The organism is Nocardia sp. NPDC058244 (assembly GCF_042882065.1).
GTDB lineage: Bacteria > Actinomycetota > Actinomycetes > Mycobacteriales > Mycobacteriaceae > Nocardia.
In genome coordinates, this window is sequence record NZ_JBHVWX010000009.1 from 368,551 (window position 1) to 394,255 (window position 25,705).

At 67.8% G+C, this 25,705-nt stretch carries 23 protein-coding genes; 8 read left to right on the plus strand and 15 right to left on the minus strand.

The genetic code is table 11. The annotated features are described in order from the left end of the window. The first annotated feature begins 30 nt into the window (after positions 1–30). Positions 31–525 carry a flavoprotein gene (locus ACFVW6_RS28255; RefSeq protein WP_378826351.1) on the plus strand — a complete coding sequence of 165 codons (495 nt, stop codon included), beginning with the start codon at positions 31–33 and terminating at the stop codon, positions 523–525. Between the two features lie 156 nt (positions 526–681). Here the strand turns inward: ACFVW6_RS28255 and ACFVW6_RS28260 are convergent, their stop codons facing one another. The 12 genes from ACFVW6_RS28260 to ACFVW6_RS28315 form a co-directional block, all read right to left on the minus strand. Continuing rightward, complete coding sequence (locus ACFVW6_RS28260; RefSeq protein ID WP_378826353.1) at positions 682–4,071, minus strand: tetratricopeptide repeat protein; 3,390 nt, start codon at positions 4,069–4,071, stop codon at positions 682–684. Positions 4,072–4,121: 50 nt separating this feature from the next. Next, positions 4,122–4,448, minus strand: a complete 327-nt coding sequence (locus tag ACFVW6_RS28265) for a trypco2 family protein (RefSeq protein ID WP_378826355.1) — start codon at positions 4,446–4,448, stop codon at positions 4,122–4,124. 536 nt (positions 4,449–4,984) lie between these two features. Continuing rightward, positions 4,985–5,629: a hypothetical protein gene (locus ACFVW6_RS28270; RefSeq protein ID WP_378826357.1), complete on the minus strand. Its 645-nt coding sequence runs from the start codon at positions 5,627–5,629 to the stop codon at positions 4,985–4,987. Between the two features lie 42 nt (positions 5,630–5,671). Next, positions 5,672–6,967 carry an MlaD family protein gene (locus tag ACFVW6_RS28275; RefSeq protein WP_378826359.1) on the minus strand — a complete coding sequence of 432 codons (1,296 nt, stop codon included), beginning with the start codon at positions 6,965–6,967 and terminating at the stop codon, positions 5,672–5,674. Continuing rightward, on the minus strand, positions 6,964–8,070 hold the full coding sequence (locus tag ACFVW6_RS28280; RefSeq protein ID WP_378826361.1) for an MCE family protein: 1,107 nt from the start codon (positions 8,068–8,070) through the stop codon (positions 6,964–6,966). The genes ACFVW6_RS28275 and ACFVW6_RS28280 overlap by 4 nt, the downstream gene beginning before the upstream one ends. Next, entirely contained in the window at positions 8,067–9,173 is a 1,107-nt protein-coding gene (locus ACFVW6_RS28285) for an MCE family protein (RefSeq protein ID WP_378826363.1), read from the minus strand. Before ACFVW6_RS28285 ends, ACFVW6_RS28280 begins: the two co-directional genes overlap by 4 nt. Next, on the minus strand, positions 9,170–10,222 hold the full coding sequence (locus tag ACFVW6_RS28290; protein ID WP_378826364.1) for an MCE family protein: 1,053 nt from the start codon (positions 10,220–10,222) through the stop codon (positions 9,170–9,172). Before ACFVW6_RS28290 ends, ACFVW6_RS28285 begins: the two co-directional genes overlap by 4 nt. A 7-nt stretch (positions 10,223–10,229) precedes the next feature. Further along, positions 10,230–11,267, minus strand: coding sequence for an MlaD family protein (locus ACFVW6_RS28295; protein WP_378826366.1), 1,038 nt, complete (start codon positions 11,265–11,267; stop codon positions 10,230–10,232). Then, positions 11,264–12,520, minus strand: coding sequence for an MlaD family protein (locus tag ACFVW6_RS28300; RefSeq protein WP_378827024.1), 1,257 nt, complete (start codon positions 12,518–12,520; stop codon positions 11,264–11,266). The genes ACFVW6_RS28295 and ACFVW6_RS28300 overlap by 4 nt, the downstream gene beginning before the upstream one ends. Before the next feature lie 10 nt (positions 12,521–12,530). Continuing rightward, positions 12,531–13,385, minus strand: coding sequence for an ABC transporter permease (locus tag ACFVW6_RS28305; protein WP_378826369.1), 855 nt, complete (start codon positions 13,383–13,385; stop codon positions 12,531–12,533). Then, positions 13,385–14,215, minus strand: a complete 831-nt coding sequence (locus ACFVW6_RS28310) for an ABC transporter permease (RefSeq protein ID WP_355278572.1) — start codon at positions 14,213–14,215, stop codon at positions 13,385–13,387. Before ACFVW6_RS28310 ends, ACFVW6_RS28305 begins: the two co-directional genes overlap by 1 nt. A 275-nt stretch (positions 14,216–14,490) precedes the next feature. Further along, positions 14,491–15,288, minus strand: a complete 798-nt coding sequence (locus tag ACFVW6_RS28315; RefSeq protein ID WP_378826371.1) for an SDR family NAD(P)-dependent oxidoreductase — start codon at positions 15,286–15,288, stop codon at positions 14,491–14,493. 351 nt (positions 15,289–15,639) lie between these two features. Here ACFVW6_RS28315 and ACFVW6_RS28320 point away from each other — a divergent pair, with 351 nt between their 5' ends. The 4 genes from ACFVW6_RS28320 to ACFVW6_RS28335 all read left to right on the plus strand — a co-directional run bounded on the left by ACFVW6_RS28320 (position 15,640) and on the right by ACFVW6_RS28335 (position 18,870). Then, positions 15,640–16,248: a TetR family transcriptional regulator gene (locus tag ACFVW6_RS28320; RefSeq protein ID WP_378826373.1), complete on the plus strand. Its 609-nt coding sequence runs from the start codon at positions 15,640–15,642 to the stop codon at positions 16,246–16,248. 340 nt (positions 16,249–16,588) lie between these two features. After that, positions 16,589–17,266, plus strand: coding sequence for a hypothetical protein (locus tag ACFVW6_RS28325; RefSeq protein WP_355278415.1), 678 nt, complete (start codon positions 16,589–16,591; stop codon positions 17,264–17,266). 27 nt (positions 17,267–17,293) lie between these two features. Then, a complete protein-coding gene (locus tag ACFVW6_RS28330; protein WP_378826376.1) occupies positions 17,294–17,716 on the plus strand; it encodes a hypothetical protein in 423 nt (140 codons plus the stop codon). Beyond that, positions 17,713–18,870 (plus strand): phosphotransferase family protein, encoded by a 1,158-nt coding sequence (locus tag ACFVW6_RS28335; RefSeq protein WP_378826378.1) that lies wholly within the window; start codon positions 17,713–17,715, stop codon positions 18,868–18,870. Before ACFVW6_RS28330 ends, ACFVW6_RS28335 begins: the two co-directional genes overlap by 4 nt. Positions 18,871–18,920: 50 nt before the next feature. On the opposite strand, the gene ACFVW6_RS28340 is transcribed toward ACFVW6_RS28335, so the two are convergent. Further along, entirely contained in the window at positions 18,921–19,982 is a 1,062-nt protein-coding gene (locus tag ACFVW6_RS28340; protein ID WP_378826380.1) for an enoyl-CoA hydratase/isomerase family protein, read from the minus strand. A 51-nt stretch (positions 19,983–20,033) separates the two neighbouring features. On the opposite strand from ACFVW6_RS28340, the gene ACFVW6_RS28345 reads away from it, so the two are divergent. Together ACFVW6_RS28345 and ACFVW6_RS28350 are read left to right on the plus strand one after the other, a co-directional pair. Continuing rightward, positions 20,034–21,335, plus strand: a complete 1,302-nt coding sequence (locus ACFVW6_RS28345) for a CoA transferase (protein WP_378826382.1) — start codon at positions 20,034–20,036, stop codon at positions 21,333–21,335. Continuing rightward, entirely contained in the window at positions 21,332–22,729 is a 1,398-nt protein-coding gene (locus tag ACFVW6_RS28350; protein WP_378826384.1) for an amidohydrolase family protein, read from the plus strand. Before ACFVW6_RS28345 ends, ACFVW6_RS28350 begins: the two co-directional genes overlap by 4 nt. Here the strand turns inward: ACFVW6_RS28350 and ACFVW6_RS28355 are convergent. Next, complete coding sequence (locus ACFVW6_RS28355) at positions 22,710–23,033, minus strand: hypothetical protein (RefSeq protein WP_378826386.1); 324 nt, start codon at positions 23,031–23,033, stop codon at positions 22,710–22,712. The two genes, ACFVW6_RS28350 and ACFVW6_RS28355, sit on opposite strands and share 20 nt — an antisense overlap. A gap of 57 nt (positions 23,034–23,090) precedes the next feature. Continuing rightward, positions 23,091–24,698 (minus strand): MFS transporter, encoded by a 1,608-nt coding sequence (locus tag ACFVW6_RS28360; RefSeq protein ID WP_378826388.1) that lies wholly within the window; start codon positions 24,696–24,698, stop codon positions 23,091–23,093. Between the two features lie 67 nt (positions 24,699–24,765). Between ACFVW6_RS28360 and ACFVW6_RS28365 the strand changes: the two genes are divergently transcribed. Beyond that, positions 24,766–25,626, plus strand: a complete 861-nt coding sequence (locus ACFVW6_RS28365; RefSeq protein ID WP_378826390.1) for an acyl-CoA thioesterase — start codon at positions 24,766–24,768, stop codon at positions 25,624–25,626. Positions 25,627–25,705 lie beyond the last annotated feature (79 nt).

Consider the following 25,705-nt stretch of genomic DNA (forward strand, 5'->3'; position numbering starts at 1 on the left):
GCATCACCCATCGCCTGCCATGATGGGGACATGGGTGAGCGCACTAGAGTTCTGTACGCAATCGTGACAGGAGCCGGTGGAGCAGGGGACGTCGGTGAACTGGTGTCCCTCGCGCAGGCAGACGGTTGGGACGTGTGTGTTCTGGCCTCCCCCAACGGCGCTCGATTCATCGACGCCGAAGCACTCGCGGCACAGACCGGGTATCCCGTTCGGTCGGAGTTCAAGGTCCCGGGCACCAAAGACCTACTCCCGCCACCCGACGCGGTCATCGCCGCGCCGCTGACGACAAGTTCCATGGCGAAATGGGCGGCAGGGATCGGCGACACGTTGCCACTGGCGTTGCTGGTCGAAACGGTCGGAGCCGGGCTACCAGTCGTAGCGGTTCCGCACGGACGAGCAGCTCAATTCCAGTTCCCGCCAGTCGCTGCCGCACTGTCCAACCTCACCGACTGGGGCGTGCGCTTCATCCGGGTGAACGAAGGCGAACCGGTGCCGTGGGCGGCAGCTCTGAAAAGCCTTGACTGAGACTCAGCCGGATTGGCACAACCGGCACTCACGTACTCGCCGCTGGCGATGACCTCGATCGCCTGCACACCGATGAACTCTTTGGCAGTCCAGAAAGCGGCACGACTGCTCGGGCGCTTCGTTCCGGATGGCGGACCACCCAAACAGCGTCAGTTGTCATCGATCGAACTTGTCGCGAACACGTCGCGCTTGGTCCAGTAAGGCGTCGTAGGTGCCCGGGCTCTCGATGATGAGCCCTTCGTAGATCGTAAGGGCTTCAGCAATGGCATCGAGCCCTGCTGACCGATCCCCAGCTTTTCCCCGGTATCGGGCGAGATTGGTGAGGAATGCGGCCAGGTTCGAGCGCGAGATTTGGCTGTCTTCTGCGACGCTGCGTTGCAGCTCAACTGCTTCTGTTACTGACCTCAGAGCAAAACTCAGCTGCCCGGTGCGATGTTGTATCCGCCCAAGGGTGTTCAAGCATGCAGCAAGCGCCCCAGGATCATTCACTGGATTCTGCGCGCAAAGGCGGCGGTGAATATCGACAGCCTGCACGGCCGATTCACGAGCCTCCGACGCCCGGTCCAACTCGATGAGTATGTACGCGAAATTGTGGGAACATGAACCAAGAACAGGTTCGTACGCCTCCAAATTTACTGCTGCCAGTTGACGTAATATGTTGAGCGACTCACTTGCAGGACCATACGCCTTGTCGAATTCACCCTGTTCGATGTGCCTGACCGCTAGGGTTTGAAGGCTAGATCCCAGGTAATAAAGATTGCCGTCGGGGTACTTCGTGGCGAGATCACGGTGAATTTCAATGGACTCTTCTATCGATTGAATCGCATCGCCGTGACGTCCCGCTGCGCTCAGAAAGATTGACATATTGTTAAGTGCCATTGCATGTTCGGCCGCATACGCGTCTGGCCTACTTTCCGCGAGTTCACGGTAGATATCCAAGGCTTCGGCACCCGCCTCCAGTGCGTTGGTGTGCCGTCCGGCGGCATAGTGTTCGGCCCCGACGGCAATGAGGCACGCTGCGAGCCTTGATCGAGCAGTGCTTGACCGCTGTTCTTCCACCAGACTGCGAACCATCACGATCCCCTCGCTAGCGGTGTCGAGCGCCGCCGCACCTTGACCGGATTCCCTCATCTGGCGGGTAAGGACATAGAGAGCCGCGACAAAGTCGACCAGATGGGTCTCTGGATCAAGACCGAAGAGGCCGCGAAAGATTTCGACGGCTTCACTGGCCGCCGGCAATGATTGGTCATATCGACGCAGATCCCCGAGAACAGCGGCTTGGGTTGTGAGGGCCTTCGCGAGACCCGCCATCTGATCTACTTGTTGAGCACCATTTAGCTCTCTGTTGATAGCAGCAGCTTCGGTCGCTGAGGCGAGCGCGTCATCCAGGTAATCCTTTCGGCGCTGCCATTGCGCCGTCTTGGCTAAAACTGTGGCGAGCTTGACGCGGTCGGCTGCCACGGTGCCTGCAAGGTCTCTCAAGCGGGCGATGAGCGCGTTGCCGATAGTGATCGCCGGGGCTGCAAGGACTTGCGTATCGGGTGGGATAGCTTCCAAAAGCTGGTCGAGGAGATCGATGCCAACTCGCGAGTCGACCCCAATTCGATCGAGCGCGGCAATCAGCGGCGCGGGGCTCTCGACCTGGGGCGCGATCCGCACAGCGGCTGGGAGAAGCATGTCGGGATAATTAACGCAGATTTCAGTGAGGCTCTCGCCAGCCGCAGGCATCAGGGAGGGGTGCGCGGTGGCGCGAGTGCACACTGTCAACAGGTGTTCGGCCTCGACCTCATCAATGGTGGCGGCCAAGGATTCGACCACACTGTCGCGGGTCAGGTCGAGCATGGAGCGCCCGACAAGTTGTTCAGCCAGACGATCGGGTGTCGGCCCGGCGTAGATACCGTGGGTATCGCCGGGATAGAGGCTCATCAACCAGGTTTGAACCTTGGTACGAGTAAGGCGTGGTTGGTCGGCGAGGTCAGGAATCCGCGCCAACGCCTTCTCAAGCTCTTTGCTGGTAGTGGCGGCTAGGACGATCGTAGCGACGAGGGCGTCTTTGAGCGTGGTCATCCCCAGACTGTCAAGACCGTCGCGGGTTGCCGTCGCAGTCCAGTAGCGATGTTCGTGCTCAAGGACCCGATCCTCGAGACTTGGTCGCCCTATCGTTGGAGGGCTGTCATGGCCGATGTCGAGTAGGTCAGCAAGCGCGTTCATCTGCACCCCGAGGACCGTTGTGTTGTCTCCGAGATCCCGATATGGCTGCGTTAGCACGCGGTGGGCAGCCTCCTCCCATTGGACCGTAGTGGGATCACCGAGCACAGGCAGAGTTGCCGCCATGGCTCGGATGGTGTCGCGGTAGGTCGCTTCACGGGCTTCGGGGCCGTCATTGAGCGGGGGTAGGGCAGTGACTCGGGCGCGAGCGGTGACGTCGCCGACCGTGTCGCTGACAGCGCCCAATTGGGTCCACCACTCTCCAACGGTGCGGGCCAGTAGCAGCACTTTGACCGGGCGGTCCCCGACGTGAGTGACGAGTTCGGCGAACAGCGTTCCGGTCTGAGGAACCCGGGCCTCGGCGTAGTCGATGATCACGAGCAGTGGTGTCACCACCTGCCCGAGCACCCGAAGCTGTTCGGCAGTGACGATTGCGGGGTCGAGCCACAGTACCGACCAGCGTTGTGCAGCGAGTTGAGTGCCAAGATGATGAGCCAGACGGGTCTTGCCCTGCCCACCCGCACCATGAATCAGCCACGCACCCACCCCAGGCTCGTCGACCCAATCCCGCAACTCGTTCAGGAGATGGTCGCGGCCACGGAACTCGACCACCGCTCGCCGCGCGGTCAGCAACGTCGCCGGGGTGCCCGGCGTGGTCGCGGCACGGGTCGGCGATTGGTGATCGGCCAATTCCTGCAATTCCACAGGCGCCCACTGCAACCCCACTGTCCCACAATGCTGTTCGACCACTTCCCGAAATCCCGGTTGGGCGAGCAAGACATAGGCGGGAACGACCCCGAGCGCGGCGTGGTCGCGGTGAGCAGGGTCGGTGGCAACCACACCGGTCAACAAACTCTCGCAGTAGACAGCGGCCCCTGAGATCCCTTTCCACGGCGACTCGCCGAGCGCAGTGGGTGGATGCTCGATCAGATGGATGATGTGTTGGCGGCCGTAGCTGTCGCCGGGGTTGAGGGTCCCAGTCGGCTGCTCAGTGTCGGTGGCCGTGCCTTCACATTGGGCGAAGTCCGGCAAACCCCAGGTCCGGCAATTGATTCCGGGTTGCTGAGTGACGATCCGGCCCCAAACAACCGGTCGCATCTGTGGTGGCATCCACGCCGGGTCGTCGACTTCGACGAGAGCGGCATCATCGATGCCGCCCGCGTGTCCGCACCATGCGACCTTCGCGGCGTATACACCGCATCGGCCCGGTCGTATCACCGTCACCTCGGTGGTGTCCTCGCCTACAACGTGCGCCGAGGTCAAAACCAGGCGCGGGGCGATCAGGTAACCCGACCCCGCACCCGAACCGGTGACACCGACCAACTGCTCCCACCGCACCCGCCGTCATCCCCTCTCATACCGCCAGCCCACGACCCGAAGCCTTGTGGCTACGGCTCGTAGCGATCTTCATCCGCGTCGGGCACCCTTTGCTGCTGGTTACTGTTGACCTGCACACCTTCACCATTCGGCATTTTCGGTGTCAGGGTCAGACTGACGCGCTGTTTGCGGGTATGCCCGGCTTTGGCTTCCGCGTCACCCGTAACCACCCACGCCTTGAACCCGGCTTTAACGGACGCGTCCCGGCGCAGTTCTACCTCGAAGGACAACTCGACTTGCCCCACTTCGAACTTCAGGCCCGCACCGTCCCCCTTCGCCGCAGCCGCGAGCAACTCATCGCGCAACACCGCGACCGCATCCGCCAACTCGATCTCCATGAATACCCCTTAACGCCATGAGCACGGAACCGCTACACAATCCCGTCCATCCTGCACCGAGAGTGGCAGAACGCGAAAAACATGCACGGAAACTTGTTTCGCCATCACCAGTAGCGGTTTGTCATCCCACCGACAGGCGCAGCCCACCACCCAGCACGCCCGCACCCGCGTCACGACGCACAGCCCACGCACCCAGAACTGGCCAGCTCAATGAGAAGCAGAACCGCAAGCGACCGGTGGAGGCCAACTCGATTCAGGTCAAGTAACGACCGACGATGACCAGGCGTTTTCCGGTTGCCCATGTTTTGTGTGTCCTGCCGAGGGCACGAACCTGCGACGTTCAATCGACGAACCAGAAGCGACAGACCGATGGGCCAAACCCCCAGGCGAACGGGTCGCAGCGGCCAGTGGGTTCGGATCGGAGTTCTTGGCGTATTTCGGTCGCGGCCCGCAAACTGAGACAGGTCAGGCACGGTGACCGTGCCTGACCTGATGGTTACGCTCCCCCTTCTGGACTCGAACCAGAAACCTGCCGATCAGGGGATGGTCACGCGGCTCGCGAGCCACCGGCCGTCCACCAGTTCCATGGTCATCTGTACGCGGCTGCGGTCGATCCGGGGATCGGTCGCGGCCGCGTTGCTCACCGTCTGGTCGATGAACAGCAGTACCTCGACCTTGTCCGGCTGCGCGGATTTCACCGCCGCGTCCAGCACGGTGCCCTTGCCCGCCGCCTTGTTCTCGACGAGCAGCTGACGCAACTGGCCGCTGGAGCGGGTGTACATGTCCTTGAACTCGCCGGTGGACCCGTCGAGTACCGCGGTGAAGTCGTGGTCCAGGTTGCCGGAATCGACACTGGTCAGGGTGACGGCGTAGGCGCGCGCCGCGGCGAGCCCGGCCGCGGCCGCGGACTCGGTGTCGCTGTCCTGCTTGAGTTTCCATCCGAAGACCGCCGCGAGCACGACCGCGATGACGGCGACGGCGATCAGCAAGGGGATCCGGATCTTTCGCCAGATCAGCAGGGCGATCATGCGCCGGATCTGCCATTTCGTCGGCAGCACGGCCTCGGGCTGCGTAGCGGCCGTGGGAGATTCGGCGGCCGCGGCACCGGAGTCGGCGGGCTTGTCGGTACCGGGATCGGAATCGGTGATCGCGCCTGCGGTTGTGTCGGTGTTCTCGGTCATCACGGGTCCTCGCTTCTACACAACGTACTGAGGGAGCTGTCTTCACTTGGGGGGTGCGGGTATCTCCTGGCCGGAATCGGCCAGTGGCAATGGAATAGGCAGGGAGAAGGGTCCGGTGGGCGTCACGGTGGCGGTCCGGTCGGCCGGTTCGCCGGGCGGCGGTGGGCCGGGGACCCGTTCGCCCGGCGGGCGCGGTGCGTTGTGCGCGCCGCGGACCAGCAGCGACGGATCGGTGTCGGCGCAGTAGGTGTAGAGGTAGGGCTCGACGTAGTTGTTGAGGGACGGCGCCTGGCGGGGCAGATCGTAGGTGCAGGTGCGCCGTGGATACAGGCTCACCAGCCCCCAGAAACCACCGTCGTGGACCACGGTCACCAGCGCGTCGAGCGTGGAGCCCGCGCGTTGGGTCGGGAAGAAGAACTCCTGGAGAGCCGGTACGCGAGTCGTGGTCATCGACGCGACGGTCGACAGGTTCGTCAGCAACGAAACCACCGCCGTGGAATTGTCCGCCACCATCGTGTCCAGTGCGGCGAGTGTGCCCGGCGTGGTGTGCAGGAGCTCGGTGTAGCCGCCGGTCTTCGCCTCGACACCGCGCGCAGCGGTGGCCAGGTCGACGGCGAATCGGTCGAGCGCGACCGATCCCGAGCCCACCGTCGACAGCACCGTCCGGCTGTCGCGGATGAGCGACACCGTCTGCGGCAGCACGGCATCCAGTGTCGACACCAGGAAGATGCCGCCGTCGAGCACATCGGCCAGTTTCTGTGGACCGCCGGGGCCGGAGCCCAGTTCGTCGAGCACGGCGGTGAGCCGGGCGGGGTCGACCTGCGCCAGGGTGCTGTCCAGCGTGCCCAGCATCCGCCACAGCGGTGTCGGCACCGACGTGCGGTCCTGGGTGATCACCGCGCCGTCGTCCAGATACGGCCCGGCCGATCGCCGCGGCCGGAAGTCGAGGAACTGCTCACCGGCGGTCGACAGGCTCGTCACCTCGACCGTGCCGTCGTCGGGCACCCCGACGCCGGCATCGATGCGGGCCAGCGCCACCACCCCGCCGGGAGCGAAGTCGACGGCCGCGACCTCGCCGATCGGCACACCCCGCAGCGTGACGTCCTGCCCGGGGAGCAGTCCACCGGATTCGGTGAGATGCACTCGGACCGTGATCGTCGCCGCGGTCGGATCGACGCCGAGGGCACCGAAGACCAGATACGTGGAGCCGACCACCGCGGTCGTGGCGAGTGCGATCGCCGACACCGCGTGCCGGTACCGCTTCCCACCGCGGACGAGACCGACCAGCAGGCGCGCAGGCAGGTCCGCGGCGGCGACCACCGCGCGACGCCGGCTCACCGGCCGGGTCCGAGCACGCGTTCGCGCAGCCGCAGCAGCGTGTAGGTCAGGGATCCGACCATTGCCTGCCAGTCGCTCGCGTCGGGGATCCGGCTGCCGGGATCAGCTTCATGCCCGGGATCAGCCAGCGCGCCGATCGCGAAGTCCTGCAAGTCCACATTGCCGTGGGCCGAGGTGCCGCTGCTCAGTTTGATGATCGAGGGCAGCAGCTTGTTCATCGCGACCAGGCTGGTCGACGGGTCGAGGATGGCGTCGTTGAGGCCCGCCGAGATCCGGTCGAGATTGCCGATGAGGCCGCCGATCTCGCCACCACGCAGCACCGGGAACTTCGCCAGTTCGGCGGTGACACCATCGATCCGGCGGACCATATCGAGCATCTGGGGCGCGTTGGCGCCGACGACGGTCGAGGCAGGCCCCGCCGCGGCGACGAAGTCATCGATCACCTGGCGATCTCTGGCGAGTTCGCCCACCAGCCGGTCGGTTTCGGTGAGAGCGCGGCGGATGTCGTCGGATCTGGCCGACAACGCGGTCACCAGCTCGCGCGATTGCTCGATCAGGTCGCCGAGCCGGTCACCGCGATCGCCAACGGCCCGGCCGAACCCGTTGACCACGGTGGTCATATTGCGGATCGCGCCGCCGTTGACCAGCAGGGACGCCGTCGTGAGCAGTTCCTCGACGGTCGCCGCCGCCGAGGTCTGCCCGACATCGATGGTGTCGCCGTCCCGCATGGTCGCGGTCGCGAGCCCGGAATCGGCCGGGGCGTCCAGGGCCACATAGACATCGCCGAGCGGAGTCGCGGTGCGCAGCTGGGCACGGGTGCCGACCGGCAGCGCGACATCGGCCCGGATGGTCAGGTGCACCACCGCCCGGTAATCGGCGACCGTCATCTCGCGCACCTCGCCGACATCGGCACCGGCCAGCCGCACCTTGGCCTTGTCGGGCAGATTCAGCGCATTGGTGAAACTCGCGGTGATCGTGTAACCCGGCGCCCCGGATCCGCGCGCGGACAGCGGCAGATCACCTAGTCCCACACCGCATCCGGTGGTCAGCACGAGCACTACCGCGGCACCGGCCGCGGTCCCGAGAATGGAATCTCTACTCATCGAGGCAACCTGCTCATCGCTTCCAGCATGTCGGTGACCCCGAAGTCGGGGCCGAAGTCCTGCAATGTCCCTGTGCTGCAGCCCAGTTGGCGGAGGCCGAGGATGTTGCAGACTTCCTTGACCATCTGCCCGTCGAACACCACGCTGTCGGTCAGTGCGTGGATGCGCGCGCCGCCGGTCTGCTGGTCGACCGTGTTGTAGCCGTTGGCCATCAGCATCGGGGTGACGTCGAGGAACTCCGCGAGCTGATCGCGGTAGTCGGCCAGGGCTTTGATGACGATCGCCGAATCGGTGACCGCCGAATGCAGTGCGTCACGATTCTCGACGAGCAGCGCGTCGGCCTGGCGCATGACGGCGACGACCTGAGCCCCGGTGGTGCCTGCCCCGATGTCGAGCTGGGCCAGCATGTCACCGAGTTGCACCGACGCCGCGCCGAATTCGCGGATGGTCTGGTCACCGCGGGACGCGGCCGCGACCAGGGCCGCCAGCTCGTTCACGATCTGGGTGACCGTGTCGCGGGTCTCCGCGCCCGCGTCGTCGCCCAAGCGCAGGGCACGCGACAGCTCGTCCATGGTGGCCCGCAGTTGATCTCCGTTGCCCGCGGTCGCCGAAGACGCGACCGCGAGCAGCCGGGCGATCGGGCCGTCTCCCGGCTGGGCACCGGAAAGTCCGCCGGACATCCGGTCGGCCATCGAGAGCAGCCGGTCGATGCCGACCGGTGTCCTGGTGTGGTCCGGTGCGAGCACGGCGCCGTCACGCAGGACCGGACCGCCGCGGTAGACCGGAGTGAACTCCACGTGCCGGTCGGTCAGCACCGAGGTGGACACGGTCACCGCGGTCGCGTCGGCCGGGATCGGGGTCGCGCCGTCGACCCGCATGCGCACCTCGACGTAGGCTCCGGCGGGCGTGATCGCGGTGACCTCGCCGATCGGCATCCCCAGCACGGCGACCGCGTTGCCGACATACAGACCCGCGGCGTCGTCGAATCGCGCCACCACGGTGATGTCGTCGGGCTCGGTGCGCAGCGGGCCGCCCGCGCACCCGGCGAGGACGCAGATCGAGAACAGCGCCAGCGCGCGCAGCACGGTGGTCGGTGACATCATCGGCACTCCCCGAAGTATTTCGGCAGGCTCTGCTGCGCGGCCTGTCCGCTCAGCGCGCACATCCAGGAGTCGACGAGGACGCCGGCGGGGGCGTTGAAGTCGACCGAGTTCCCGTTTCCCGCCGCGTTGGCGAGGTTGCGCACCGACACCGGCAGGATCTCGAGGGTGTTGCGCAGCAGATCGTCGTGCCGGGCGAGGGAGCCGAGCAGTCCGTTCAGCCCGGCGATCAACTCGTCGACGCGGGGCCGGTCGTCGACGACGATCGCGCGCATTTGTTCGACCAGCCGGGTCGTCGCCGTCATCAGCAGTTCGATCACCTGCCTGCGCGCGGCGATGTCGGTCAGCAGGTCCCGGCCCGAGGTCGCGATCGCGGTGAGGTCGGACTGCTGCGCGGTCACCGTCGCGGTGAGGTTGCGCACCCCGGCCAGCAGCGAACCGAGCTCGCCGCGCCGGCTCGCGAGAATGCCCGCCAGGGTCCGGATGTCGCCGAGCACCCCCGGCAGCACGGCCGGGACGCCGTCGAGCTGGGTGGCCAGCAGTTCCAGCGACCGGCCGACCTGCTCGGCGTCGATCTGTTCGAAGGTGGTGGTGGCGTTCTCCAGCGATTGCTGTAGATCGTAGGGAACAGCGGTGCGCGACAGCCCTATTCGGCGATCGGGCAGCTCGCCGGGACCGGCGGGGCGTAGCTCGACGTAGCGGGCGCCGAGCAGGGTGGTCAGCTTGATCGCGGCGGAGGTCTCGGTGCCCAGGGTGACCTGGTCGTCGACACGCATCCGGACCACGACCCGGTCGCCTGCCAGACGCTGGCCGGTGACCTCGCCGACCGGAACTCCGGCCACGGTGACGCCGTCACCGACGCGCAGGCCGGCCGCCTGGGCGAATTCGGCTTCGTAGCCGCGTTCACCGACGCCGACGGCGGATACCCCCAGCGCGGCCAGGAGCACCCCGGCGAGCACGGTCAGCGCGATGACCCCGAGCACCCGGGGACGTTGTTCTTCGAGTGGGCGGCCGACCGCGACGAGGCGCCGGAGCCAGGGTGGGATCGTCATGAGTGGCTCACCTACACATCGGCGATTGCTGGACGGTGCCGGACGGGGTCGCGTAGCGGACGATCGCGGGCACGAGGTCCGACAGCGCGGGGACAGCGGTGAAGCCGAGATTGCACAGGTAGACATTCATATTCGCGCCCTCCTGACTCACCCGGGCGATTCCCTTCAGCAGCACCGGGAGGTTGAAGCCCAGATAGGCGAACTGGTCCTTGTTCTGCTCGAAGTGCCGGGTGAAGCCCGGCTCCCGGGTCAGCAGCCGTTCCAGGGCGGGCCGGTCCTGTTCGACGACGGTCGCCATCCGGTCGGCGACCCCGGACGCCTCGGTCAGGGTTGTCATCAGCTCGTCGCGGTGGCGGGCCAGCCCGTCGACGATGGCGCGGGTCCGGCTCAACAGGGTGCCGAATTCCGCGCGACGGGTGTCGAGGTGGGCCACGACCTGGTCGAGGTTGACGATCACCGAGCCCAGTACCTGATCGGGACCCGCGAGTGACTGTGCGAGCGTGGACATCTGGGCGATGAGCGTGGTCAACGATCCCGCGTCGCCCTGCAGGGCCCGCACCAGCGCGGCGGTGACGTTGTCCACCTGCTGTGGGTCCAGGCCGCTGAACAACGGCTCGAATCCGTTGAGCAGGCCGGACAGGTCGAACGAGGGTTCGGTGCGTTCCACCGGAATCTGCGCGCCGCCGGACAATTCGGCGGCGGACCCGGTCGCCGGGCGGGACAGGCCGAGATAGCGCTGCCCGATCACGTTCTGGTAGGTGATCGCGGCGGTGGTGTCGGCGTACAGGTGCTGCTCGACCGCGACCCGGAAGCGCACCCGGGCCAGGGTGCCGTCGAGTTCGACGGCATCGACCCGACCCACCCGCACGCCCGCCATGCGGACGTCGTCCCCGGAACGCAGGCCGGTGGCATCGGTGAAGATCGCCGAGTACGACCTGGTCGTGCCGTCCACGCCGCGGTGCAGCGTCACGAATGTCATCCAGATGAGCGCGAACGCGACGACGAGAAACATGCCGAGTCCGACGACCGAGCGACGGGACTTCATCGCGGGACACCTCCTGTTCCGGGGATTCCGGTGGTGAGCAGTTGGGCGAGAACCTGTTCGGCGGCATTGGCGTCACCGCCGAGCACGCGGCCGATCAGGTCCTGTAGTTCCGGGGCCAGCACCGGTTTCGGTAGGGAACGCGGGTCCAGCGAGGCGGGTAGTGGTTGCGCGGTGGCCGATTCCGGTGCGGTCGAGCAGCTGGGTCCGGCCAGGTCGCCGTAGCGCGGGCAGTCGGCACGGGTGTAGGGCGTGTCGGCGCTCAGCCGGATCTGGAACTTTCCGGTCCCGGTCTGGGTCCGCTCGTTCCAGAACTCGGCGAACCACACATCGGACAGCTTCTTGATCCGTCCCGCGATCGGGCCGAAATGGGAACTGCCCGCGGCGAAGACATCCAGGACCGGCGTCAACTGATCGGTCGCGGTGACCATCTCGTCGACGTGGGCCCCGAGCCCGCCACCGACCGTCGACAAGGTCGCGGCACCCGCGGTGAGGACATCGCGCAGAGCCGCCTCCTGGGCCGCCACCGTCCGCATCGGAATCACCGAATAATGCAGCGCATCCAGTAGATCGGGGGCGGCGGCGGCCAGGCCCTGCACCGAATCGGTGAGCGCTGCGATCGTCGACGGCTCCCCCGGCGGTGCGATCTGCGCGGTCAGCCCGGCGGTGATCCGTTCGAGCGCAGCGCCCGCCGCGACCAGGTCGCCACCGCGCCGGTCGGTGGCCTTGGCCACCGCCGCCAGCACGCCGACGGTGTCACTGGTGCCGATCCGGGCGGAGGCGGCGACGATGGCGCGCAGTTTGGTCAGCGCCGTCTGCAATTGCACGGTCGACAGGCTGTCGTCCTGCTCGATCGCGTCACCGGCCCGCAGCGGCCTGCCCGGCCCGTTGTCGACCAGCTGGACCGAGGAGACGGCGAAGACATTGCCCGGGACCACTCGCGCGGTGACCGTACTCGGGACATCGTCGATCAGCGCGGGATCGAGTTCCAGCAGCGCCCGGCTGGGCCTACCCTCGGATCCGGGTGACACCTGGGCGACAGTCCCGATGAGGACGCCGCGAAACTTGACGTCGGAGCGCGGTGGCAGGCCGTCGCCGACGTGCTGGAGCAACGCGACGACTTCGGTCTTCTCGTCGAACGTTCCCGACGACTTCAGCACGACCACGGTGACCCCGCCCGCCACGAGCCCAGCGAGCACGACGCCCCGGACCAACAGCCAGAACAGGGAGGGTCCACGCCCGTCCTTGTCGAACATCACCGGTAGCTCACCCTCCCAGCCGGGCGCTGGTGCCGATACCCCACAGGGCCACGGTCAGCAGCAGATTGACGACGATCATCACCGAGATCGCGGCGCGCATGGCCCGGCCTGCCGCGATGCCGACGCCCTGCGGGCCGCCGGCGGCGTAGTAGCCGTAGTAGCACTGGATCGTGGTGGTCAGCAGGACGAACACGATGGCCTTGCCCAGCGAATAGACGATGTCGGGTCCGCTGAGCACGAGCTGGAAGTAGTGGTGGTAGGTGCCGAGCGACAGCCCGCCCGCCGCGCCGACCACGAATTCGACGGCCAGGTAGTTCATCGCCAGACAGACCAGATACAGCGGCACGATCGCCACGACCGAGGCCAGCAGTTTGGTGCTCACCAGGTAGGGAATCGACCGGATGGCCATGGATTCCATCGCGTCGATCTCCTCGGAGATCCCCATCGCCCCCAGCTGCGCGGTGAACCGGCACCCGGCCTGCGCGGCGAAGGCCAGCGAGGCCATGATCGGGGCCAGTTCCCTGGTCGAGGCCGTCGAGGCGACCAGCCCGATCGCCGGTTCCATACCCAGCAGGTGCAAGGCGTTGTATCCCTCGAGCCCCACGATCGCGCCACCCGCGGCGCCGAGCACGATGATCACGCCCGCGGTACCGCCGCCGACGACGATCGAGCCGTTCCCCCAGGCGATATCCGACAGGGTCCGCAGGAATTCCGCACGATAGTTGCGCAGCATCACCGGAATGGCGAGCACGGCCCGGACGAAGAAGGTGAGCATGTGGCCGAGCCGCATGAACACGATGCCGATTTCCTTCAGGAGCACGGCCGCCATCCGTATACCGGGCGGGTAGTAGGTCGACGCCATTACAACCCCTGCCGCGGGAACAGCATCATGAATATCTGTGTGAACAGAACATTCACGATCATCAGCAGCAGGATCGACGAAACCACCGTGGAATTCACCGAATTCGCCACGCCCGCTGATCCGCCCTCGGTCGTGAGCCCCTTGTGGCAGGCGACGATCGCGACGATCGCGCCGTACACCACCGCTTTGATCAATGTCAGGACTAGGTCGCCGACGGTGGCGAACGACGCGAAGGTGGCCACGAAACTGCCCGGCGCGCCGTCTTGCGCGAAGACATTGAAGACGTAGCCGGCCACGAAACCGACGAAACAGACCACACCCGTGAGTGAGACACCGATGAGGACGGCGGCGGCGAACCGCGGCACGACCATGCGCCGGATGACCGAGACACCCATGATCTCCATAGCGTCGAGTTCCTCGCGGATCTTGCGGGAGCCGAGGTCCGCGCAGATCGCGGAACCGACCGCCGCCGCCATCAGCAGCGCGGCCACCATCGGCGCACCTTGCCGGATGACGGCCAAGCCGCTGGCGGCGCCTGCCAGCGAGGTCGCACCCACCTGACCTGCCAGCAACCCGAACTGGATGGACAGCGTGACGCCGATGGGCAGGGCCACGAAGATGGTCGGCAGCACCGCGGCCGACGCCATGAAGGCCGCCTGATCCACGGCTTCGCGGACCGCGAACCGGCCGGTGAGGATATCGGTGATCAGGAACTGCACGGTGCGCACCCCGAGGACGAATTGTCCACCGACAGTGCCGAGTGCGACGCCGGGGTGCCGGTCGAGGTATCCCCGGAACCAGGAGCCGACCGCCCGGCTGGCCGGCATCATCGGCGCGGCGGGTTCGGAATCACCGAGTGCGCCGACAGAATTGGAGTATTTCGACATCCGGAATTCCTGACGAATCGTGGGGACACGCCGAATCACCCGGGAAATACGAGTAATTCGATCAGCAGGTCGGCCGCCGTCGGTCGACGTCGGCCCATCGATGTGTACTTCGGCCCGGCCACTGGCGCGCCGACGATCTCCGCTGCGCGTCCAGCCGGGCCGCACCAGGATCTACAAGACGATACTGTATCACTTACAGTTGGATCCACAACAGCATTTCAGACGAAGTCCGAACCGCCGTCGACATTGATGTTGGCGCCGGTCATATAGGAGTTGCGCCGGGAGGCGAGAAACGCGACGACCGGACCGATCTCGTCGGGCAGGCCGGCCCGCGGCAGTTGCGCGGGATGCCCGTAGTGCTCGCCGATGGCCGCCATCAGCCGGTAGGGGTCCGCACTCTCGATGCCGACCGACCGAGCCCAGCCGAGCAGGGCCGGTGTCACGAAGGTGCCGGGCGAGACGACATTGACCAGGATCTCCTCCGGCGCGAGCAACAGCGACAGATTCTTCGACACACTCGTGACCATGGCCTTGGCGGCCGTGTAGGCCGCCAGCGAGACGGATTGACGCTGGGTCGAATGCGCGGAGAAGTTCACGATCCTCGCCCACGACGCCCGGCGCAGCAGCGGTAGCGCCGCGTTGACGCAGTGCACCACAGGCAGGACTCCGTGATCGAGCGCCTCGTGCCATTGCTCGCCGGTCAGCTCTTCCACGGTGCCGCGCACATCCGGTCCGACCGTGTTGATCAGCGCGTTGAGCTCGCCGTCCCAGCGCTCCCCCAGTCGCCCGAACACCGCCGCCACCTGCTCGACATCGCGCACGTCGGCGACGAGACCGACCGCGTCCGCACTCCCCGAGCGGACGAGCTCGGCGGCGGCCGCCTCGACATCGGCGGCGGAGCGTCCGACCACCGCGACCCGCGCGCCCTCCTGCGCCAGACATCGCGCGGTCGCCAGCCCCATACCCCGGCTACCGCCGACCACGACCGTGGCCGCGTCGCGCAACCCCAGATCCATACCGCACCCGCCTCGCATCAAGGAGATCCCCGGGGCGCGACCTCGATATCGTGGCCGACAGACAGGCTCACCGGCCTCCTATTCGCCGTTACTGTAAAGCATCCAGTAAGTCACGTGAAGAGTTCTTCGGCATTTGCCCGGCGACGGCCGCACGCTGCGCGAACACACCCCGGGACACCGTCACCCCGATTCCCGACAGACCGCGCTCGCCGACACCCCGCAACACTCGAGATACCGCTGGCCACAGCGGTTTACGTTCGAGTTCGTTGACATTTTTCACTGACATCTGTCAACATCAGCACACCGCTCCACACGTTGACAGCGGTCGAGGGCACGGGCTAGAACCCAGCCATGAGTACAACCCCGGAGCAGCACCAGGGCCGACAGGCCCGGCGGCTGCACACACGGCAGCGGGTGTTCGACGCGGCCATCGCCGAACTGAAGCAGACCGGCGTGGCCGACGCCGATATCAACGCCATCGCCGAGTCCGCCGGTGTCGCACGCGGCACCTTCTACTTCCACTTCCCCACCAAGGAGCATGTGCTGCTCGAACTCGAGCAGCGAGAAGAGTTCCGCATCGCCCGCGCGCTGGAACGGTTCCGGCGCCGATCCCCCGATCTGCGCGACACCTTTGTCAAGACCGTCCGACTGGTCACCGAACTGGAGCGACAGCTGGGCAGCCTGCTGTTCAGAGATCTTCTCGCCATGCACTTCTCGCCGACGCGGCCGGTCGACGAGAGCTGGCGTGAGCATCCGCTGATCATCGTGCTGACCGAGGAGATCACCCGTGCCGGAGAGCGGGGCGAGGTACAGAACGCGGTCGAGCCGCACCACAGCGCGATGTTCTTCCTGCTCGGCCTCTACGGCCTGCTGACCTCGACCACCGGCACGAAAGCCCTACGGCAGTCCGTACTCGACAGCTACCTCACCACCACACTGCGCAGCCTGGAGCCCCGATGAGGACACCACCGCCGCGCCGACCGACAGAGAGAGCCCAGCATGCTGCTCGACATCGTCCGACTGATCCTGACCTGGGGAGCGATGCTGCTGATCATCGCCTTCTGGTACTGGGTCATGAACAACATCGGCACCTTCTGACGAAGCACCGGCGCATTCCGCCGCACCGTGCGGTAACCCCTTGCCCGCGCGGACCTTAGAAGAAGAGAGTTCCCGTGAACGAACAAGATCGCCGGCGCAAGCGTGCGCTGATCGTCTTCCAGATCGCCATCTACGGCTTCCTGCTGACGATGTTCCTGATCCAGATGCAGATGTGCATGACCAGGGACTGGTAGGGACCGCCATGACCGCAACCGTCACCTTCGACCAGCACCACGAGGACAGCAGGCTCGCGCAGCGGCGCGCCGATCGCTGGCTCACCGCGGGCACCGCGCTGATGGGCACCTATGTCCTCGGGATCTTCGGCCTGCCACTGTTCCTGCGCGGGGTCTTGCTCCAGCGCAGGGCCCAGCGATCGGGGCTCTCCGTGCGGCCCGTGATCGTCACCCTGATCGGCTATCTCGTCATCCTGGACGCCTTCCTCAACACGGTCGGCTGGGCCCTGGACATCGGCGCCAGCCACACCCTCATCACCCGCGTGTTCTTCACCGCCTGGGGCAACTTCTTCGACGGCGGCTACTGGTGGCACTACAACGAACTCTGGATCGGCGGATCGGGCGCGCCGGGCGAGAAGGGCTGGGAGATCGCGTGCATCCTCGTCGTGTTCCCGATGCGCGTCGCCGCCGCGATCGCGTTCCTGCAGATGAAGCGGTGGGGACACCAGTGGCTGACGGTGACCTGCTGGTTCGGCGTGGTCATCTGGGTCGGCTACATCGTCAACATGACCGTGTACGCCGACATCCGGTTCGACAGTGTCGTGCTGCCGGTCATCGGCTGGTGGCTCTACGACATCTTCTACATCACGCCCTTCCTGGCGATCCCCTACCTGCACACCGTGAATCGCGAGATCTTCTCCGACTGAACCCGGCCCCGCTATCAGGAGCAACTCATGACCGACTCAGCAACCGGTGCCGGAGAGGATCTTCCGCTCGGCACCACCCCGACGTTCGCCCGCATGCACAAGTTCCTCAAGCGCGGCATCTTCGTCTGCCTGTTCGCCCTCGTCATCGAGGGCGCGTTCACCGTGCCCGCGCTGGCCCTCTGGTACGGCTGGCCGACCTTGTCGCTGCACGAGATCTGTGACGAGATGATCAAGGTCCGCTACTCCGACGACTCGCTGACCTGTGAATATCCCGCGGCGTTCAACGCGCCGCCGCTGGGCGGCCAGGCCGAGGGCGCCGGGCAGACCACCGCCCGCGACGAGTGGGGTGTGCAACCGAAACCCGGATGGGAGCGCATCGGCTTCCGCGAACTCGTACGACACCACGACGAGCGCGTCGCCCGGCAGCAGGCCGACCGGGCCGGTCGGTGAACCCGCGGACACCCCGCCCGGCGCGTGTCCTCGCCGAGGGCACGCGCCGGGCGGCGCGCACCGCCCGCAACCGCAAGTTCCCCGGCGCTTCGCGGGTGCCCTCGCAGCTCGCCGACATCACACCGGCGTGGCTGGCCACCGCACTCGGCAAGCCCGAGGGGTCGATCCGGGGCATCACCGTCCTCGACAGCCATTCGGGCACCGCGGCGCGAGCTCGCCTCGGCGTCACCGCCGACGATGACAGCATTCCCGACCGTCTGTTCGTGAAGCTGCCGCCGAGCGACTATCCGCAGCATGTCCTGCTCGATCTGTTCGGGCTGGGCGAGAAGGAGGTCCTCGCCTATCGGGCGCTGGGCGCGGATCCGCCGGTGCGGATCCCGCGATGCCATGCGGCGGCATCGGATCCGCGGCGGTCGCGTTTCGCGCTGGTGCTCGAGGACCTCACCGCGACCGCACGGTTCCGGACCGTCGTCGACACAGTGAGCCGAGCCGAGGCCGAAGCGGTCGTCGACGCGATGGCCGCCCTGCACTCGGCGTTCTGGAACAGCGACCGTTTCGCGGGCGATCTCGCTCCCCTCGCCCACCGCCCGGCGGTAGAGACGCACCTGGGGACGATGATCCGCCGGCTCCTCCTGCGAAACATCAAGGGGCACACCGCCGACATGATCCCGGACGCGGTCGCGCGGGCCTGCCGGATCTTCTATCTCCGCAGCGCCGAGATGGATACCTTCTGGGCGAGCCTGCCACAGACCCTGCTGCACGGCGACCCACACCTGGGCAACCTGTTCTTCGAGGACGACGGGCCGGGGTTCCTCGATTGGCAGATCGCGTCCGCCGGTGCGGGAATCCGCGATGTCGCGTATTTCCTGACCGCGTCGGTGGATCCGGCCTTGCTGCGCACGATCGAGCGAGCACTGGTCCAGCGGTATGTCGACCGGCTCGCCGCCGCGGGAATCGCGGTCGACGGTGCGCGGTGGTGGACGCTGTATCGGGCAGCGACCACCGACTGGTTCCTTGCCGCGGTGTGCACCGCCGAGGCCGGTGCGCGGATGCAGCCGCTGGAGGTGTCCCGGGAAGGTGTCCGTCGCGCGGTCGAGGCGGTCGAAGCGCACGACAGTTTCGGTGTGTTGACCGCGCTCGTCGACGGCCGGTGACATCGCCGTCCCGAACCACCGGAATCAGGTGAGGCGGTGGAGCGGATCGGTCAGAGGTGGACTCGCGAGTCGGTGCCGATGTCGTCGATCAGGTTCCAGCGCAACGCCGTCGCGGTGTCGACGGGATCGCCGGTGAGCATCATCCAGGCCGCGCGCCAGCGCCCGATCCGCCGCGGGATGCTCACCGTGCCGCCGGCACCGGGGACCAGTCCCATCGCGATCTCGGGCAACCGGAACCGGGTGCCCGGCGCCGCGACCAGCCGTCCGGCGAAGGCCGCCATCTCGATGCCCGCGCCGATGCACGCGCCCTGGACATGCACGATGGTCCGATCGCGCAGCCGGTCGATGACGCGCCACGGCGCGCGCTCGAGCCGGACCTCGTAGGCGGCGACGACGTCGGTGGCGGTGCCGAACTCGTCGAGATCGCCGCCACTGCAGAACACCGGGCCCGCCCCGGCTATCCGCACCCGCTCGATCGCGGGGTCGAGTTCGGCCAGGCGCAGCACCTCGAGGAGTTCCTCGCGCAGGCGCGCGCTCAGGGCGTTGCGACGTTCGGCGTGATCGAGAACGAGCGCGAGCTCCGCGCCGGACCGGTCGAATCGCACCAGTGGGCGGTCCGGGAAGGTCACCGGACGCGGACCGCCCCGGTCGCGTAACCAGGTCCGGAACTCGCTGCCCGCCAGCAGCATCGAGTACACCGCGGCCTCGCTGCTCAGTGCCACGGTGGTGTCCGCGACACCGGTCTGGCGCAGGAGCCTGCCCAATGCCACGCTCGCCCGCGGGTTGTGTCGCGTCGCTTCCTCGAGCTGCCGTACTGCCGCGTCGGGATCGAGGTGGGTCACGACCTGGTGGGATACCTCCGGACCTTCGCTCAGCGTCAGGGTCAGCGCGTCCAGGAGCGGGGTCACCGCGGGCGGAGCCGTGCCACGCAGGACACCGACGGTGACGCGGAGCGATCCCGACAGCAGGGCCGCCGTGTCGGCGATCCGGGCGGGCGACGCGTCGGCCCAGTCGTCCAGCGCCAGGACCAGCAGTGGCTGTACCGGCGTTCCGTCCGCGTCGAGATCGAGTTCGAAGTCCACCAGCGCCGGGTCGCTCACATATCGGCTCACCGGCTCATCGTGGCACGGCGGCTGTCGCGTCCTTCGCCCTAGTATCGAGCTGTGTCTTTCCCCCGCTCGTCCGAGTCCGGTTCACCGGTGGTGGACTGGTCCGACAGTGGCGTGGTCGCGCTGACCGGACGGCCCGACGGGCCCGTGCTGATGCCGCCCGGGCGGGCCGCGACGCACGCTCGGGAGCTGATCTCCGTCCTCGCTTCCGCTACCGGGACATCGATCGGGCTCGACGGCGCGCGCCTGCTCGGCGAACGCGCCGCGATCACCGGGCTGCGTCGCGGTGGCGCGGTCTCGGCGGGCCGCCATTGCCGACTGCTGCGCACCGCCGACGGCTGGGCCGCGGTGTCCTGTGCCCGGCCCGGCGACCCCGACCTGATCGGCGCGCTCGTCGGCGTGAACCTCGACGGCGCGGATCCCTGGCCCGCGCTGACGCGCTGGGCCCGCGAGCACCCCGGCACCGAGCTGGGGCATCGCGCCGAACTGCTCGGTCTCGCGGCAGGTCCCGTCCGCACCCGCGCCGACAGCACGGTCCCGGGGCTGCCGGGTACCTCCGACCTCCGCCCGCCCGCTGCGACGCCCTGGCCCGGCACGGCGTCCGGAATGACCGCTCGCCCGGTCGCCGGACTCCTCGTCGTGGATTTCAGCGCGCTGTGGGCGGGTCCGCTCTGCGCGCATCTACTCGGGCTGGCCGGTGCGCGCGTCGTCAAGGTCGAAACGCCCCACCGCCCGGACGGCGCGCGGCGGGGCAATCCCGAGTTCTACGCGCTGCTGCACCACGGCCACGAATCCGTGGTGCTCGATCCCGAGGAACCGGGTGGCAGGCGCGCGCTGGCAGCGCTCGTCGACGCGGCCGATATCGTCATCGAGTCCTCCCGGCCCAGGGCGCTGGCCGGATTCGGTCTCGACGCCGCCCGCGCGGTCGCGCGCGGGACCTCCTGGCTGTCGATCACGGCGGCGGGCCGATCCTCGCACCGGGTGGGTTTCGGCGACGACATCGCCGCGGCCGCGGGTCTGCTCGCCCACGACATCGGCACGAACACCCCGGTGTTCGTCGGTGACGCGATCGCGGACCCGCTGACCGGGATCACCGCCGCCGCGCTCGCGGCCTCGGCGCCTGTCGACGGATCCGGCGTGCTCTGGGACCTCTCTATGACCGACGTCGTCACGGCGACCCTGACCGACGAACCGGCCGTACACCTGCGGCGCCACGGTGAGCAGTGGATCGCCGACACCGAGGCGGGCCCGATACCGGTGGCCGACCCCACTCCCCGAGCACCGGCCGGTCCCGCACCGGAATCCGGCGCCGACACCGCCGGAGTGCTCGGCTCCCTCCGGATTCCGGTCCCGTGACCGTCATCGTGATCCGGCACGCCGAGGTCGACGGCGTCCCCGATCTGGATGTGCGGCTCCGCGACGGACACGTGGATCAGCTCGGCCGGAACCTGTCCGCCCGAGATGCCGCCGAGGTGATCGACGCACACGGTGGTGCGCTGATCCCCGGTCTCCACGACCATCACCTGCATCTGCACGCCATTGCCGCCGACGCGACCTCCACGCGTTGCGGACCACCCACGGTCCAAGACCGCGCCGCCCTCGCGACGGCGTTGGCAGCCGCGCCCGGTGACGAACACGGCTGGGTGCGCGGAACAGGCTACGTCGACACCGTCGCGGGCGATCTCGACGCAGCGGCACTGGACGCGCTGTATTCCGCACGCCCCGTCCGCATTCAGCATCGCAGCGGCGCGATGTGGATCCTGAACACCGCCGCCCTCGCCGCCGCGGGAATCAGCGGTCCCGCGCATCCGGGCGTCGAATGCGGCACCGACGGTCTCCCGACGGGCCGGATCTGGCGGGCGGACCCGTGGCTGCGCACCCGGCTGCCGCGCACCGGGCCGCCGCGGCTCGACGGGGTGGGTACGACCCTCACGGGATTCGGGATCACCGGGGTCACCGACGCCACGCCCGACCTGTCCGATCGGTCGCACGCGGCGCTAGTCTCCGCTGTGACCGACGGCGTTCTACCACAACGGGTTTCGCTGCTGGGCGCCCCGCTCGGCAGCGCGCAGGAGTATCCCGATCGCGTCGGCGCCGGACCTTACAAGATCGTGCTGGCCGATTCCGGGCTCCCGTTGTTCGACGACCTCGTCGCGCGCGTCCGCGCCGCGCACGCGGATCGCCGCGCTGTCGCGGTCCACTGCGTGACCCGCGAGGCGCTGGTTCTGCTGATGGCCGCTCTCGAGGTCGCCGGGCCGTATCCCGGGGACCGTATCGAGCACGCGGCAATCGTGCCTGCCGACATCATCGACGCCCTCGCGAGCCGGGGCGTGCGCGTGGTCACCCAGCCCGGATTTCTCGCCCAGCGTGGCAGCTACTACCGCGACCACCTCGCCGACGACGATCTGGCCGATCTGTACCGCTGTCGCACCCTGCTCGACGCCGGTGTGGGTGTCGCGCTGTCGAGTGACGCACCATACGGCCCGATGGATCCCTGGGCCGTCATCGCGGCCGCCGTCCATCGCCGCCCGGATGCGGGCGAGGTCCTCGGTCCGGAGGAATGTCTCTCTCCCACACAGGCACTCGATGCCTACCTCGCGCCGCTGGACGATCCCGGCGGCCGGCCCCGGCGCGTCCAGCCGGGCGGCCCCGCCGACCTCGTGCTGCTCCACGAACCGCTGCGCGATGGCCTCGCCGCCGGCTCGGCCAGCGTGGTCCGCCGGACGTTCCTCACCCGGGCTGCGACGTAGCCACCGCTCGCCGGCCCACCCCACGGCAGTGCGTCAGCGGCACCGCGTCGACGACCTCGGCTGTCGAGACGTGCCAACCGCAGGGCAGGCCACAAGTGCGAAAGAGCCTGCGCTCCACGACACCCCGGGAGAAGGCGCGCGTGGTGACCGACGCCTGCGCCGCGTATCCGCACGACGGGCACTTCTCGAAATAGTCGAGCAGGTCGTGGGTCGTGGTGCCGATCAGATCACCGAGGACGGGCTCGTCGTCATCCGTACCGGGAAACCGAGGCGAGCCGGTTCCGGCGCCGTTGCGCTCGACCATCGAGCACCATCCTCTCGGGTGAACTAGTTACTGTCGATATTACAGTAAATAATTCAGTCAACTGTTCGTCTCGGCCGTTTTGCCGGTGACCACGATCGGCGCGTCGTTCGGGGCGGACTCGGACGCCTGCTCGCCCACCCCGGAATCGGTGGCGGCGGAGCGCTCTCGGCCGGGCGCCCAGAAGACGGTGACCACAGCCGCGGCGAGCACACCGGTCCCCAGCACCGTGGCCGCCGCGCCCGACCCGTGGACGAACGCCTCCTCGATCTGCTCGACGAGCGGACGCGCCGCGGGCCCGAAGACCCCGGCCGCCTCCAGCGCCGCGGCAGGCGAGGCCGCCACCGGCGCACGCAACTCCAGCGGCAGCGCCGCCACCACCGGGCCGATCCGCTCCCGATACCCGGCGGCGAGCAGACTCCCGACGACCGCGATCCCGATCGCCGCACCCACCTCACGGGTCGCATCGTTGACGGCCGCGGCGACACCGTGTTTGTGCGTCGGCACCGCGCCGACGATGGCCGCCGTGGCCGGTGTCGCGGACAGCGCGATGCCGAAGCCGATCACGACCAACGACCACAGCAGGTCCAGATACCCACTGCCTACCGACAGCCGGGCCAAGCCGTACATGCCCACCGCGGTCACCGCCAGCCCGGACGCCATCATGGCGCGCAACCCGACGCGCTCCGACAGCCACGGGGCGACCGGTGAGACAAGCATGAGGGGAACCATGATCGGCGCCACCGCCAGTGCCGCGCCCAGCGGGCCGTACCCGAGCACCAGCTGCAGATACTGCACGACCAGCATGAAAACGCCGAACACCACGAGGAACTGGGCCGTGATGGTGAACGCTCCCGAACCGAACCGCCGGTCTGCGAAGAGCCGCACATCCAGCATCGGCGCGTCGGCCCGCAACTCCACCGCGACGAACAACGCAGCGGCACCGAGACCGACCGTGAGGAGAACGAGCACGAGCGGATCGCTCCACCCGACCAACGGCACCTCCGACGCCGCGAACACCACCGAACCGACGGCCACCGCCCCGACCACCGCACCGGCCGTGTCGAACCGGAGTCGCGACTCCTCGACGGATTCGGCCACCGTGCACGCGGCCACGGCCAGGATCAGCCCGGCACCGGCCATCGCCACGAGAATGGCCGTCCACGACCACCACATGAGCAGGGCGCCTGCACCCAGCAGTCCGATCGCGCCACCGCAGGCCACCGCCGCCGCCCAGATTCCGACCGCCAGCCCACGCCGCGACGCGGGAAACTCCGCGGTCAGCAACGACAGGGTCGACGGCATGACCAGCGCGGCACCGGCACCGGTGACCGCTCGCGCGGCGATAAGCCAGACCGTGCCCGACACGACCAGCGGGATCAGCGAACCGGCGGCCAGAACGATCAAGCCCGCCACCATCATCCGGCGGCGCCCGTACCGATCACCGAGGGCACCACCCGGCAGCACCAGGCAGGCCAGTGCGAGGGTGTAGGAATCGGTGATCCAGGTCAATTGCTGCTGCGATGCGCCGGTCGCGGTGGCGATGCTCGGCAGGGCTCCGTAGAGCGCGACCATGCCCGCGATCACGAGCCCGACCGCGAGACAGGCCACGAGCAGCGCCCAGACACGGGCGGCGCCGAGCCACTTCGAGTCGCGATTCCCCGTCATCCGACCCTCCACGATGCTTTGTCGAATCAACTACTGTAATTATTCCAGTAGAACGTATCATCAGCTCGTGACCGACGTGCTGCACGACCTCATGACCTGCCTGGATCTGCGCGAACCCGATCCGCGCGCGGCCCGCACCGCGCCCTCGGCGCCGAGCGCAGCACCGCGGGTGCTCACCGGAGCCAATCAGCAACTGCCCCACCGGCGCCTGTTCGGCGGCCAGCTCCTCGCCCAGTTCGTGCGCGCGGCACACGTCCACGCGCCGGACCGGTCGATCAAATCCCTGCATGTCCTGTTCACCAGGGAAGGACGCACCGACGACCCGGTCACCTATCTCATCGACCCCGTCCACCTCGGGCGCTCGTTCGGCGCGCTGACCGTCTCGGCGCGGCAGGGCGAACGAACGATCGCCACCTGCGCGATCTCCCTGCACAGCGACGAACACGGCCCCGCGTATCAGCCGGACCACCCGGCCCTGTCGGTGCCCGGGGCCGAGCACCGCGTCGAGATCGAGCTCCTGCCCTGGGACACGCGAGCGACCTCGGCACCCGGCGACGGCGCCGACGGCGCCGACTTCGACCTGTGGATGCGCCTGCCCGGCAACGACTCCGGCGCCCGTGCGGCGCTGTTGGCCTATACGAGCGACCTCCATGTGATCGCGACCGCGCTGCGACCGTTTCCCGGCATCGACCACCACGGCAACGGCCGGGACTTCACCTCCGCCACCACCTCCCACACGCTGTGGTTCCACCACCCGATGCCCACCGAGGGCTGGCTGCTGCTGCGCCATCGTCCGGCGCTCGTCGGGCACGGCCGTTGCTACGGCCAGGGCGACATATTCGGCGAGGACGGCACCCTGATCGCCTCCTTCGCCCAGGAATCGCTGCTGCGATTCCCCGTCGGCACGACTCCCCGATCCCGTCCCTGATCCGTTACTGTATGGTTTACCGTAAATAAGACAATTACCCGTGGGGTGATCCAGGGCCACCGGGCCGTCCCGCCTTCGC